The 13,450-nt window shown below is 68.4% G+C and carries 8 protein-coding genes; 6 read left to right on the top strand and 2 right to left on the bottom strand.

Annotation, left to right across the window (positions count from 1 at the left end):
- Positions 1 to 29 precede the first annotated feature (29 nt).
- The 6 genes from AB1L88_RS19630 to AB1L88_RS19655 all read left to right on the top strand — a co-directional run bounded on the left by AB1L88_RS19630 (position 30) and on the right by AB1L88_RS19655 (position 11,848).
- Entirely contained in the window at positions 30 to 2,480 is a 2,451-nt protein-coding gene (locus AB1L88_RS19630; RefSeq protein WP_367098388.1) for a VWA domain-containing protein, read from the top strand.
- 58 nt (positions 2,481 to 2,538) lie between these two features.
- Entirely contained in the window at positions 2,539 to 4,782 is a 2,244-nt protein-coding gene (locus tag AB1L88_RS19635) for a hypothetical protein (protein WP_367098389.1), read from the top strand.
- Positions 4,769 to 6,691, top strand: a complete 1,923-nt coding sequence (locus AB1L88_RS19640) for a DUF4175 domain-containing protein (protein WP_367098390.1) — start codon at positions 4,769 to 4,771, stop codon at positions 6,689 to 6,691. Before AB1L88_RS19635 ends, AB1L88_RS19640 begins: the two co-directional genes overlap by 14 nt.
- Positions 6,692 to 6,769: 78 nt before the next feature.
- Positions 6,770 to 7,273 carry a hypothetical protein gene (locus AB1L88_RS19645; RefSeq protein ID WP_367098391.1) on the top strand — a complete coding sequence of 168 codons (504 nt, stop codon included), beginning with the start codon at positions 6,770 to 6,772 and terminating at the stop codon, positions 7,271 to 7,273.
- A gap of 107 nt (positions 7,274 to 7,380) precedes the next feature.
- Positions 7,381 to 10,059 (top strand): NPCBM/NEW2 domain-containing protein, encoded by a 2,679-nt coding sequence (locus AB1L88_RS19650; RefSeq protein ID WP_367098392.1) that lies wholly within the window; start codon positions 7,381 to 7,383, stop codon positions 10,057 to 10,059.
- Positions 10,060 to 10,183: 124 nt separating this feature from the next.
- Positions 10,184 to 11,848, top strand: a complete 1,665-nt coding sequence (locus tag AB1L88_RS19655) for a hypothetical protein (protein WP_367098393.1) — start codon at positions 10,184 to 10,186, stop codon at positions 11,846 to 11,848.
- A 202-nt stretch (positions 11,849 to 12,050) separates the two neighbouring features.
- Here the strand turns inward: AB1L88_RS19655 and AB1L88_RS19660 are convergent, their stop codons facing one another.
- Together AB1L88_RS19660 and AB1L88_RS19665 are read right to left on the bottom strand one after the other, a co-directional pair.
- Complete coding sequence (locus AB1L88_RS19660) at positions 12,051 to 12,251, bottom strand: hypothetical protein (protein WP_367098394.1); 201 nt, start codon at positions 12,249 to 12,251, stop codon at positions 12,051 to 12,053.
- 350 nt (positions 12,252 to 12,601) lie between these two features.
- A complete protein-coding gene (locus AB1L88_RS19665) occupies positions 12,602 to 13,384 on the bottom strand; it encodes a M90 family metallopeptidase (protein WP_367098395.1) in 783 nt (260 codons plus the stop codon).
- Positions 13,385 to 13,450: the final 66 nt, after the last annotated feature.

The raw sequence follows: 13,450 nt of genomic DNA on the forward strand, positions 1-13,450 counted from the left end.
CATCCGATCCTCTTTGATCCGACGCCACCATGAACCGCAGCCTCTGGCAGCAACTGTTGGGCATCGAGACCTCGCCGGGGGCCGAGGTGGTCGGCGATGCGCGGGTGGAACTTTCGGCGATGCCGGGGGGTGGGGGCCTTGTGGTCCTGGCCCTGGCGCTGCTGGCGATCGTGACGATGCTCTGGGTGCTCGCCCGGCGCGAGCGAAGCGACCTGACCCGGCCGCGGCGCGCCCTCATCGTCGGCCTGCGCACCCTGGCCCTGCTGGCCGTGGTGGTCATGCTGACCGAGCCGATCCTGGTCACCAGCCGACGCGAGACGCTCCCGTCACATCTGCTGATGATCGTGGATGATTCGGAAAGCATGTGTTTCTCCGACCCCTATACCGACGAGGCGCGGGCGACGGCCGTGTCGTCGTCGCTGGGCATCGCCCCGCAGGACGGCAAGTCCGCCGCCGATCGGTTGCGGGAGACCCCGCGAATCGACCTCGTGCGCAGGGCATTGCCCCCCCAGCTCGAACGGCTGGGCCGGGGCCGATCGGTCTCGCTCGACACGCTGGAGTCGGCCACCCAGGGCGGACCCGACGCGCGAAACACACCCATCTCCATCGATGAGATCGAGGCCGATCGCGCCGTCTCCCCGCTGGGAGACGCGGTGCGGGGCGTCCTGGCGAGCCATCGGGGCCGGCCCGTGGCGGGGGTGGTGCTGATCAGCGATGGCCGATCGAATGCGGGCGAGGACCCGTTGCGGGCGGCCGAAGCGGCATCGAATCAGACGATCCCGATTTTCCCGATCGCGGTCGGTTCCGAGGAAGGCCCGCGGAACGTCCGCCTGGCCGAGCTGGAGACCAGCCCCGTCGCCTTCGTCCGAGACCCGATGACCCTGGCCGCCGTGATCGATGCCCAGGGCTTCCGGGAGGCCGAGGCCACCCTTCGGCTCGAACGGCGGATCAACCAGGGCGACTGGGAGGTGGTCGAGGAGCGTCGCGTCGCGCTCGGCGAGGATGGCCAATTCACGAGGGAGCAGTTCCGGGTCACGCCCGGCGTGGTCGGCACCTATGAGTTTCGGGCCCAGATCGAGGACGCCGGGCCGGAGCTGACCCTCGACGACAACGACGCGGTGTCGGCCATCCGGGTGGTCCGGCAGCAGATCCGCGTGCTCCTGATCGCCGGCGGGCCATCGCCCGAGATCCAGTTTCTGCGCAACGCGATGCAACGCGACGCCCAGGTCGAGTTCGTGGCCTGGCTGCAGCATGCCGACGAGGGCTACCGCCAGGTCGGCGATCGGCCGATCCCCCGCCTGCCGAACTCGCGAGAGGAACTGTCCGCCTACGACGCACTGGTGCTCGTCGACCCCGACATGGCCGCCCTCGGGCCCGAATGGGAGGAACTGATCGTCGATTTCGTGGGCAAGGATGCCGGCGGCCTGATCTTCGTGGCGGGAGAGTTGTATTCGCAACAGCTCTTCGATGAGGACGCGAGCGGGCTCCCGGCCGACTCCTGGACGCGCATCCTGCCGGTGGTCCGCGACCCGGGGCTGTATCGGACCGAGGCCGAGGTCCGGCTCAGCTCGGCGAACACCTATGTCCTGGATCTGACGGGCGAAGGCCGGGCCGACCCGATCTTCACCTTCCACCCCGACCCGATCCGCAACCGGGCGATCCTCAGCAGCCTGCCGGGGATGTACTGGAGCTTCCCCGTGACCCGGGCCCGCCCCGGGGCCACGGTGCTCGCCCGCCACGGCGACCCGAGGATGCAGAACCAGTACGGACGGCACGTCCTGCTCGCCTCGCAGTTCTACGGGCCGGGCCGTACGGTCTTCCTGGGCTTCGACAGCACCTATCGCTGGCGTTACCTCTCCGAGGATTACTTCGATGGGTTCTGGGCCCGCCTGATCGACCGCGTCGGCCGGAACAAGGCGCTCGGCGGGCGGTTCCCGTTCCAGGTGGCACTGAGCCGGGAGGGCTACCGGGTCGGCGATTCGGTCGACGTGCAGGTCCGGTTCACCGACGAATCGGCCGTCGTCGCGGGGGCCGACCTGATCGCCGAGCTGGAACGTGCCGGCGAGCCTCCCGAGCCGATCCGCTTCGACCGCGATCCGAGCGATCCGGCCGCGCTCGCCGCCACGTTCCCCGCCGACCGCGCGGGGGCCTACACCCTGCGGATCGTCCCGGCGACCACCGTCGACCCGGGCTCGGGCGTCCGGGTCTCGACCACCACGTTCCGGGTCGACCCGCCGCGACGCGAGGTGGACGAGCCGAGCCTCAACCGGCCCTTGCTCGACGACCTGGCCCGCCTGACCGGCGGCCGGGTGCTCGACCTGACCGACGTGGATCGTCTTGATGAACTCGTCGCCATGCGGGAGGTGACCCGCACGATGGAGACGCGCCAGGAACTCTGGAACGCCCCGCTGCTGGCCGCCCTGCTCATGATCGCACTGACCGGCGAGTGGATTCTCCGCAAACTTGTCCGCATGATCTGATCCGCAATCCTCGGCCTGCGCCCCCTCCCCGTCGTTCCGCCCCGAAGGACTCCTGATCGTGACGATTGCGACCGACGAGCTTCCGGATCTCGACTCGCTGGAACGGGAGAGGCTGCGCCTGCGCCATCGGCTCGCGAGGCTTCGTCGGCGGCTGGCCTCGCAGTCGGCCCTGGAATCGGTCGTCGACGCCGCCCTCATCCTGACCGTGATCGCCGGCCTGCTCGTGCTCGTCGACTGGCAATGGCGGCTCGGCACCGCCACCCGATTGATCCTGATCCGAGCGATCGTTCCCCTCGCCGCGCTCGGGCTGGGCTGGCGGGCGTGGCGGCGGTGGCGTGCCTCCCGACTCGACGACCTCTCCCTCGCGATGACCGTCGATCGCTTCCGCCCCGGGACCGGGCAGCTCGTGTCCGACATCCTGCAGCTCCCGGCCTTGCTGGGCGACCCGCACGATTCGGCCTCGCCCGCGATGGTCCGCCTGGCGGTCCGTCGCGCGAGCGAGGCGCTGGCCGCGTCCGACTGGCACCTGCTCTGGAACCGGGGGCGGACCGCGGCTCGCCTGGCCGCCCTGGTGGGCTGCCTGCTCGTCCCGGTCACCTTCGCCTCCCTGGCGCCCGACGCCGCGCGATTGAGCGTCGATCGCTGGCTCTTCGGCTCCTCGGAGCGATGGCCGCAGCGGACCTACCTGAGTATCGTGGGCCTCGGCGACCAGGGCCGCTTGATCGCCCCGAGGGACGAACCCTTCGTCGTCGAGGCGAGATCAGACCTCCCCGAGCTCGTCCCCGTGGGCGACCGCTGGAATGTCCCGGGGCGCGGAAGCCCCCTGCTCCTCCGCTCCGTCCTGCAATCGCCCCGGGCGCCCGAACGCGTATTCATTCGCGAAAGGATCGACGGGTCCAGGGGCCGCGACGGGGTCATGACCGCGGTCGAGCCGTCGCGGTTCCGCTTCGAGCTCCCCGCGTCGGCCGAATCGTCTTCCTTCACCCTGCGGGGGGGAGACGACTGGCTTGGGCCGGTCGAGATCGAACGCGTCGATCGCCCGGACCTCGCCTCGATCCGCCTTCGGGTCCGCGAACCGGGCACGACCGACGGCTCATTCCGCACGATCGACGATCCGAGGCAGCTCCTCACCGTCCTGCCCGACACCGAGATCGAGCTGACCCTGACCGGGTCGGAACCGCTCGCCGGGCTCCGGATCGATGCCCAGCCCGGCGCGGTCCCTTCCCCCTCTCGGATCGACGAGCGGACCTTCGAGACCCGCTGGACCCTGGAGGAGGCGACCACCCTGGAGCTCCGCCTGACCTCCGAGACGACGGGCCTCGAATCGCGGCCCGCGTTCCTCTCGATCGCGTTGCTCCGCGACCGGGAGCCCCGGGTCACGCTGCGGGCGCTCGGCGTGGGAGCGCGGGTCACCCCGGTGGCGACGATCCCCCTCAGCCTGACCGCGACCGATGACCTCGGGCTGGCCTCGGTGCGCATCCAGATCGACCGGATCGCCCCGGCCCTCGCGACCGACGAGGCGCCGGCCGATGCCGGCCGGGGCGACCGGCAAATCGTCCCGATCGCGCTGCCGGTCGGCGAGGGGCGAGCCGTGCTCGACCACCAGGCGCGGCACGACGTGGATCTGCTGGCCCGGCCGCCGGCCCTGGGGACCACCTTCGTGATGATCGCCGAGGCCGAGGACGCCTCGACCCGAGGCGCCCAACGCGGTCAGTCCGGGGCGCTTCGGTTCCAGGTCGTCTCGCAGGAAGAATTATTCTATGAGATCCTCATCCGGCAGCGGGCCGAGCGGGCCAAGTTCGTGACCGCCCTGGACGCCGTGGAGGGTCAACGCGAATCCCTGGCCCCCGAGGCGGGGCGAGACGCGTCGCTCGGGGCGCTGCGGGTCATCGTCACGCAATCGAGGCAGCTCGAACAGATCGGCGGGCGCATTGCCGACACACTCGTGGAAATGCAACTGAATCAGATCGGATCGGCCAAGTCGCACCGATTGCTCCAGGACGGGGTCATCACCCCCATCCGGTCGCTCACCGCGGGCCCCATGACCGAACTGCGCAACGTCCTGCAGGCCCTCGGCGGAGGCGCCCCCCGCAATGAGCCCGACGTGGAGGCCGCCCAGGCATTGCACGAGGAGGTCGTCGCACAGATGAACACCATCCTCGAACAGATGTCTCAGTGGGAAAGTTTTATCGACGTCGTGAACCAGGTGGCCGAAGTGATTAGAATGCAACAGTCGATCCTCGACGCCACCGAGCAGGTCCAGGACTCCCGGACCGAGGAGCTTTTCGATGAGCTTCCCTAGCCCGTTCCCCCCGCGATTGCCACTCTTGCTCGCCGTCTTCCTGGCGTCGATGGCACCCGTGCGCCTGGCGATCGCCCAGGACGGGATCGACGACCTCTTCGATCCGCCCGCCGCGAAGCCCCCGGCCGAGCCCGATGCCGCCCCCCCCGCGTCGCCGGCCCCTCCCGGCCCCGAGGCCCCCAACCCGCTCGCTCGCGATCGGGGCCGGATCGGCTTCACCCAGGAGAACGCGGCCGCGCAGATGGCCGAGCTGGAAGATCGCATGTTCCGGCTCTCCGAGGCCCTGCTCAACCTCGAACCCGAGAATGCGTCGCGGCTGCGGCTGGCCTTGAAATTCTCGCGAGAGGAGCTGATCCTCCAGCAGATGCGCGACACCCAGGCCCTGCTCGAAGAGGCGCAGCTCGGCAAGGCGGAAACCGAGGTCCGCCAACTCCTGGCCAAGCTGGAGCATCTCCGCAACCTCTTGCTCGCGGAGGACCTCGATTTCGAGCTGAAGCTCGCCCGGCTCCGCCAGCTTCGCGAGACCCTCGCGCAGCTCGAACGCATCATCAAGGAGGAGCAGCGCGAGCTGGCCTGGTCACGCTCGGCGATCGAAACCCAGGGCGAGGCCGATCGACTCCGGTCGTCCCGGGACGACCTCGACGCCATCATCAGCGATCAACGACGGGCGATCGAGGCCACGGATCGGGCGAACAAGGCCGACAGCCCCGATGGCCGGAACGAATCGCTCGCCGGGGCGATCTCGACCGAAGCCGGTGTCCGCGAGGCGGCCGGCGCCCTGGCGGCCGATCCCCTGTTCGCCGGCCGCGATCCCGCATGGATCGCGCAGGCGATTCCGCATGTCGATGACATGACGACCCACCTGGAATCGGACCAACTCGATCCCGCCATCGACGCCGGGCAACAGGCGCTCGACCGTTTCCTCAAGGAGCGCGATCGGCTCAGCGGGCAGATCGCCGAGGCCGAGGCCGCCACGTCCGAGGAGCAGTTCCGCCAGTTCGAGTCCGACCAGAAGCGGAACCGAGACGCGACCGACGCCCTTTCCAGCGCCTCGTCGCGCTTGGGAGAGACGGGGGTCTCGCTCCAGAAAAACCTGATCGACGCCAGCGGGGCCATGCAAGACGCCGAGGGGAACCTCGCCCAGACCGCCCCCGAGCCAGCGGCCAGCGACCAGCAGGACGCGCTGAAGAAGTTGCTCGAATCCCGAGAAACACTGTCCGGTGCACTGGAAGAATTGCTTGTCGAATTGCGCACCGAACTGCAGGCGCAAATCATCGCCGATTTGACCGAGATGTACGAGGCCCAGGTCGCCATCCGGGAATCGACCGAGGCCCAGGCCCCCCGGGCCGCGTCGAGATCCCGCACGGCCTTGATCGCCCTGGCCGGCCTGGCCAAGAGCGAGGCCGAGCTGGCCGCCCGCATCGAGCAGTTGACGGATCTGGTCGAGATCACCGAGTTCGGCATCGCCCTGCCGACCTCGCTCCGGGTACTGGGGCGCGAGATGCTGGCGGTGGAGGCGTTGCTCAAGGCCGGCGACGCCACCCCGTCGACCATCAGCCTGGAGCGGAGGATCGAGGAGGACCTGCTGGGCCTGGTCCAGGCCATGCGACGGCTGCCGCCGTCGACGCCCCCGCCCCCCGGCACCCCCTTGCCCAGCGAGCCGAGGGACCGGGAACGGGAATTGAACCGACTGGTCGCCGAGCTGAAGATGATTCGCATGCTCCAGACCCGACTCAACGACGAAACGGTTATCGTGGATGAGACGCGCCCCGACGCCTCCCCCCTCTCGGCCGAATTGCGTCGCGAGATCGACGCCTTGCGCAACAATCAGGACGAGATTCGCGAATCGCTCTCCAAGATCGGCCGGCAACTGGAACCGCCCGGCCTTGGCGGCCAGGTGGATCTCTGACCGGAGCGGTCGTTCCGCCGACGTGCCAAGGGCTGAACACTCGTTTTCCCCTCTTCTCAAAGGATCCTGATGATGCGAATGTCCAACCGGATTCTCGGGGCGGCCTGCGTGCTCTGCCTGGTCTGCGGCGAATCGCTCGCACAGGCACCGATCACCGGCATCGCCATCAAAATGGGAAGGGTCGTCCGGGACCTGGAGGAGACCCAGACCGGCGAGCCGGTCCAGACCCGGCAGCAGGACATTATCCGCGATCTCGATACGTTGATCGCCGAGCTGGAGAAGGAATGCGCAGCCTGTCGGAGCGGCATGCGCAGGAACAACCCCACCAATCCCCTGGCCGACTCGACCATCGGCAAGGGCACCGGAGGCATCGGCGACCAGACCGACCCGGACGCAAGTCAGAAAGACTGGGCCAACCTCTCCGACCGGGAACGTGACCGCATCCTCCAGTCGATGTCCGAGGGCTTCCCGCCCGAGTACCGCACCGTCCTGGAACGCTATTATCGCCGCCTGGCCGAGGAGACGACGGTCGAGTCCACCCCGGCGAGCGGACCGGCCCGGAACGCGCCGGAGTCGCCGTGATCGTCTCCTCGCCCCTGGACGTGTCGCCCATCTGCTGGGCGAATTCATCAGGCCTCGTTGCCTGAGCCGTCGGAACCGGCAATCGAGGATGTGAATTTATGTGGCTGATGGCGCTTCTCATCGGTGGGGCAGGACTCATCGCCTCTCCCGTCGACGACTACTCCCGATCCTTCGACCCCGAGGCGATGACACCGGAGACGCTCGCCTCGGAGCGTTACGGCCAGGAAGATGCCGTGACGCCCGGGCCGGAGGGGTTGCGCATCCAGCTCGATTCCGGGGCCGCGGAATCCGGCTGGAAGACGCCACAGACGCTCCGGATCGGCGGCAATGCCACGATCTCCGTCGAGATCGAAGCGCGATCGCTGCCGACGCCCGAGCAAGAAGACGGCGTGGCCGTCGGGCTCGCCATCGCCACCCAGGACCTCGATCAGCCCGACGCGACGCTCGTCCGGGTCGTCGAACCGGACGGCTCGGCCAGGTATCGCGTCGTGAACCAGCCGAGGAATCAACCACGGCAACCCAACAGCATGCGAATGGTGGCGCGGCCTAACGTCCCCGGCGCCCCCAACCCCAGCCCTCCCCGCCCCACCTTCCCGGCCGAGGGCGATTCCTTCCGCCTGATCCTGCGACGCGACGGCTCGACGCTGCACTACCGCGCGGTCGATGCCGCTTCGGAGACCCCGCGTGACCTCGGCCAGATGACGCTCGGCACCGCCGACCTGATCGGCCTGAAGGCTTTCGCCCTGAACCGCAACGGTTCTGCATCGGTCGACATCCTGATCAAATCGGTGACCATCCATGCCGACCAGCTCCGGGGGCTCGGCACGAGCGTCCGCACGATCGACGGCCAGGTCGTCTACGGAGAGCCGCTCGGTCTCGACGGGAATTCCCTGGTCCTCGGCCCCCCGAACCGCTCCGCGTCATCCTCCTCCCCGGCGTCGTCCCCGTCCGGTCCCGGAATCCAGGCGATGGAAGGCGCCGGCGCGATGCAGGAAGGTCGGGTCATCGTCCGCGAGGGCGTGATCATCGAGGGCGGTAACCCCATCGTGGTCGGCGGGGTGATCAATGGAGCGATCGTCGAGGGACCGGGCGACGCCCCCCCCCCTGCCCGTCCGACTCCCGAAGATTCGCCCGACCCCTCGCCAGCACCCGAACGCGACGACGCCGCTTCGCCCGAGTCGAAAACGCTCCTGGCGCTCGACGTCCTCGACTCGATCCGCTTCGAACGCTCGGCGGCGCTGACGGGGACCTTCCTCGGCCAGCCGAACGTCGACCTGACGGGCCCCCATCGCTCGGCCGCCGAGGATGCGGACGCCCCTCCCCAGCAACCCGAGACCCCGGATGCCCCGGCCCAGGCCGACCAACCGGCCCCGCCGCCGGGGACCGTGGTCCCGATGGCCCCACCCGCGACCTCGGTCGTGCGGCCTTCGCAGGTCCCCCGGGTGGAACCGGAACCGAACGGCATCCGAGACATCCACCTCAGCCTGTCCGGACTCCGCGAGGCCGAACTGACGCAGGTCATCGTCTCGTGCCAGACCGACGAAGGGCAGACGCGATGGCGGTTGAACACGAGCGGATCGACCGACTGGCCCCTGGCCTTGCGCCGATCGGGCGACGGGCCTCGGGCCGACCTGTTCCTCGAACCCCCGCCCGGCGACTGCAACGGCAAGACGTTTCAAATCAATCTCACCTACGGCGATCAGCAGCAAGACTCGGTCACGGTCCAGGCCGATCGACCCACCGACCCGGGCCTGGCGTACGACGACGAGCAACCCGCGTCCTCGTCCGGATTCCTGGTCCGCGTCTTGCTCGACGAGCCCGAGGTCCTGGCCGGCACGCTCGAAGCGATGGGCGAAGACTCGCTCACGCTCTCACCTTCCTGGCCCGGACATCAGCCGATCACGATCCCGTTCGCTCGGGTCCGAGCCGTCCGCGTCGAGCACCCTGACCGGCCCGAGGCCGAGGGCCAGTTCTCGGAACGCCTCGCCGACCGAGGCGCCGAGGATACCCTGCTCGCCCGGACCCGAGGCGGCGAGGTCGTGGCCGTGACCGGCATCCTCGAAGGGATGGAAGGGGATCGCATTCGAATCCTCTATCAGGACCAGAGCCGCACGATCCCCCTGAAGTCGATCGAGGGGATCATCCTCGCCGAGGGCCCCCCGCCCGACGACCCCGACCGCGGCGAACCGATCGCGGTCGCATCGATGCTCGATGATCAGACCATCTCCGGGTTCTGCAGGGCGATCGATGAGGCGACCTGGACGATCGAGACGCCCTGGGGTGCGTCCCTGGAGGTCCCCGCCCCCGAGGTCCGGTCGGTCCGATTCCGGAGCCCCCGGATGACCTACCTCTCCGACCTCGAACCCACTCGCGTCGAACAAATCCCCTACTTCGGCCGCCTCCTTCCCTGGAGCAGGGACCGCGCCCTCGGCGGTGGACCCCTCAGGATCGCCGGTCAGACCTTCGATCGCGGGGTGGCCGTCCACTCGTATTGCGAGCTGACCTACGACCTGAACGGACGCTTCAACACATTCGAGGCCCTCGTCGGTTTCGATGATGCGTCGAACGGGCTCGGCCGGGTGGATTGCCGGGTCTTCGCCGACGAGACGGAGCTGTTCGCCGATCCCGACCTGAGGGCCGACGCGCCGGCGACCTCGCTCCGCCTCCCGGTGACCGGCGCCCAAACGCTCAGGATCGTCGTGGACTACGGCCCCGAGCAGGACGCCGGCGACCGCCTGATCTGGGCCAATGCCCGCCTGTTCCGCGATCCCCCCCCCACTCCGTAATCATGCGCTCATCATGTTTGCAGCACATGAGCGAACCATGCCTCTCTTGCGAGCACCCGGAATGAACCGCTCCTTGAATCGCACCCCTTGTTCCAGCGTCCTCGCGCTCGTTCCGTTCATTCCCATGCTGCTTCCCCCAAGCCACGCCCAAGAGGTCGTGCCGATCACGGTCGAGGAGTGGTCGATCTGGGTCGGTTCCCCCGCCCACGAACGGCTGAACGACAGGAACGCTGCCCGCAACGCCATGCCCCAGGTCGTCGGCACGGCGCGGCCCGGTCAATCGGAGGGCCGGCCCTCGGACTTTCCCGTCGCCCCCGTCTCGATCATCCGGTTCCTCGGCGAGCCGACGGCCGACCTCGATCTCGAGCTCCGGGTCGGGTCCGGCTCGTTCCTGGCCCACTGGCCGCCGGCTCGGGAACGGGTGGACAGCCTTCGATGGTTCGGCACGAACCTCACCCCGACCCGCCCCGATGACCGCCCCCCGGTCTTCCTCTCGGAATCCCACCTCTTCCGATCCCTCCGCGAGCTGGATGACTCGCTCGTGATCGAGGCCGAGACCAGGGCAGAATCGTTCCTCTCCTACGACACCGAACTCAACCTGCCGATCCCCCTCACCCTCCAGGATGGACCGGACACCTACACCCTCCAGAACGTCTCGGGCCATCCCCTGTACGACCTCGCCGTCATCGTCCCGACGGAGGGTGGCTATCGGATCGGTTGGCTCGACGAATTGCCCGCCGGCAAGGCCCCCGAAGCGCCCGCTGCCGAGAATCCCCCGCCGTCTTCCGGAGCCGACACAGAATCGGAATCGGACCCCGACGCCGACGCCGACCCCGCGCTCGACCTCTTCGACGAGGCTCCCGACGACATCACCGAGAATGATCAAGCACGCGAGCAAGCGTCCGGTGACGAGGATGCCCCCCAGGCCCCAGCCAGGCAGCTCCCGCCCCTGCCGGCCGAGGCCGATGCCACCGTCCGGGCACGGACCGAGCAACTCCTCAATCAGCCTGTCGTCTTCGACGGCTCCAGCCTCCCCATCGCTGCCGTCCTGCAGCGCATCCGAGCACAGACCGGCTTGCAATCGAATCCAGACGCTCAGACGCTTGCCGAAGCAACCCTCGATCTCGACACCAGCTCGGCGACCCCGACCCCCGGCCAGCGCGCGGCTCGCGACGTGCTGGCTGAGGTCCTCGATGGCGTCGGGCTCACGTATCGCATCATTCAGGACGGTACGCTGTTCGTCACCACCAAGGAGCGTCTCGAAGCGGACGCGGGCTCCCAGGACATTCAGGTCAAGGGCCCTCCCGTCCCGCTCGAACTCTCGGACGAACTTCCCGCCTCTGATCCGGGCTATGCCGACGTGTCCGATCGCGAACTGGTGCGTCGGCTCGTCGCGCGGGGCCTCGACGAGGACAGGGCCAGGATGACGCTGGATCGCCTCGGCCCGAACCTGTTCCGGCCCGATCGACTGGTCGTGCTGGCCCATCTGGCCCGGGAAGCCATCGATGAGGCCGTGCCTCTTGATGTCTTCCCCCCCCCTCGGCAGACCGTGCGCATCGCCACCGTGGTCATCTCGGGCATCGACCCCGGCCTTGCGGAACAGGCCGAGCAACTGGTCGCCCAGCTCGGCGACCCGTCCCCGATCGCCCGAGAACGCGCCGAGCGCGATCTGTTCGACCTCGGGCCGGTTTCCATCCCTGCGCTCAACGAGGCGTTGAAACATCAGGACGTCGAGGTCGTCTACCGGGCCGAGCGCCTCCTGCGTCGGCTCGACCAACCGATCCCCTGATCGGCCTCGATGATCGTCCCCGGCCTGGCGACGCCTCACCGCCGGCCATCCGTGGGTCCGTCATCGGCCCCCCCCTCGCTCCTGCTCAACCGGGCCCGTCGGACCACCGGCCAGGCCCTCTCGTCGCGGACGATCAGGGGTATTCCGCTACCCCTGCCGAGGCGGGACGGGGAGTGTCCCGGGGAGCGAGCGGCCGCTCGCTTCACGCGGCGTTCGAGCAACCGCTCCGCAGGATCGTCCGGATCACTTCGCGCTGCTCGTCGCTGATGCGGCCATCGCTTGCGATCATCTCGATATCTTCGAGGCATTGCACGATCGCCTGGTCCTTGCCCGGATGCCAGGCGTGGTGGGCAATCCGCTCTGCGGAGGCCAACAATCGGTCGAAGTAGGTGATGTCGTTCATTAGAAGCTCCTTATGTCTTATGAGCGACATTATCGCAAGGGACATGCCAAATGGCCTGAATTCGGTCGAACCGGGCGGATTGTGCCTCGAATCGGCCCATTCCCGCGGCCCCCCCTCCAGGATCCTCATCCTGTGCATCAGATTACTGACGCATCCCGCGCTTGTGTCGCGCTCCCATCGGGGAATTCTCACTCCCGAACCCATGCGCGTCCCCGGGATGGGCGCAGCCCGGCCCCCAGGTGCACTCGTCTCTCGTGGTCCGCCGCGCGAATCGAGGATCCGGCACCCGTCCCGCGGACCGGAGGGCATTCACAACCCACACATTGGGCAGCTCGAGGAGTTTCGAGAAGTTAACCCGTCCCGGAAATCTGGGTCGGGTCGAAGCGGTAGTATGCCCTGAGTTCTTCGAACAGCTCGGGATGCGAATGCCGGAGTTCTCCGGGTTTCTCGAAATAGCATTCGGTCGCGACCGCGAAGAATTCGGCCGGATTGGTGGCGCCGTAGCGGTCGAGCACGCTCGGCAGCCCTCGCTCGGCGTCCTTGCGCAGTCGCTCATATTCGCTGCCCAGCACGCGAGCCCAGGAAACGTACCGACTCCGGTGCTCGAGGATCGGTGCCCCGTCCGCCGGTCCGTTCTCCTGGTCGAGCTGATGGGCGAACTCGTGCAGGACGACGTTGTGACCGTCATGGATGTCCGAGGCCCCGGCCAGGACGTCGTCCCAGGCCAGGACCACCACGCCGTCCTTCCACGCCTCGCCGAGGCGGGCGACCTCCCCCTTGAGGACCATCCCGCCACCGATCGGCTCTCGGGCCTGGGCCACGTAAGTGCTCGGATAAACGAGGACCGTGATGAGCCGGGCGTAGATCTCCGTCTCGCGATGCAGCAGGAGCACGCAGGCCTGCGCGGCGATCGTCAGCCGAATCGCATCGGTCAGCGTCAGGCCGCCACAGCCTTCGAAGTGCTTCTCGTCCAGGAAGATTTGGACCAATCCCTGAAGCTCCCGCCGATCCCCGTCCGAGAGGCGCGGATACAGCGGAACATGCCTCCTCAGGATGGCGTCCCACGCCTCGGGAAACGGTTGCGCCCGGAGCCGATCCCGGCGGCGCGCTCGCGATTCGAACCATCGAAACATTGACGTCTCACGCGTGCCGAAGCTCAGTAATCCGCAATCGTGGTCGCCGGACCTGCATCTGATCGC

Origin of the sequence: Tautonia sp. JC769 (genome assembly GCF_040717455.1) — a bacterium.
In the GTDB taxonomy this organism is placed as follows: Bacteria; Planctomycetota; Planctomycetia; order Isosphaerales; family Isosphaeraceae; genus Tautonia.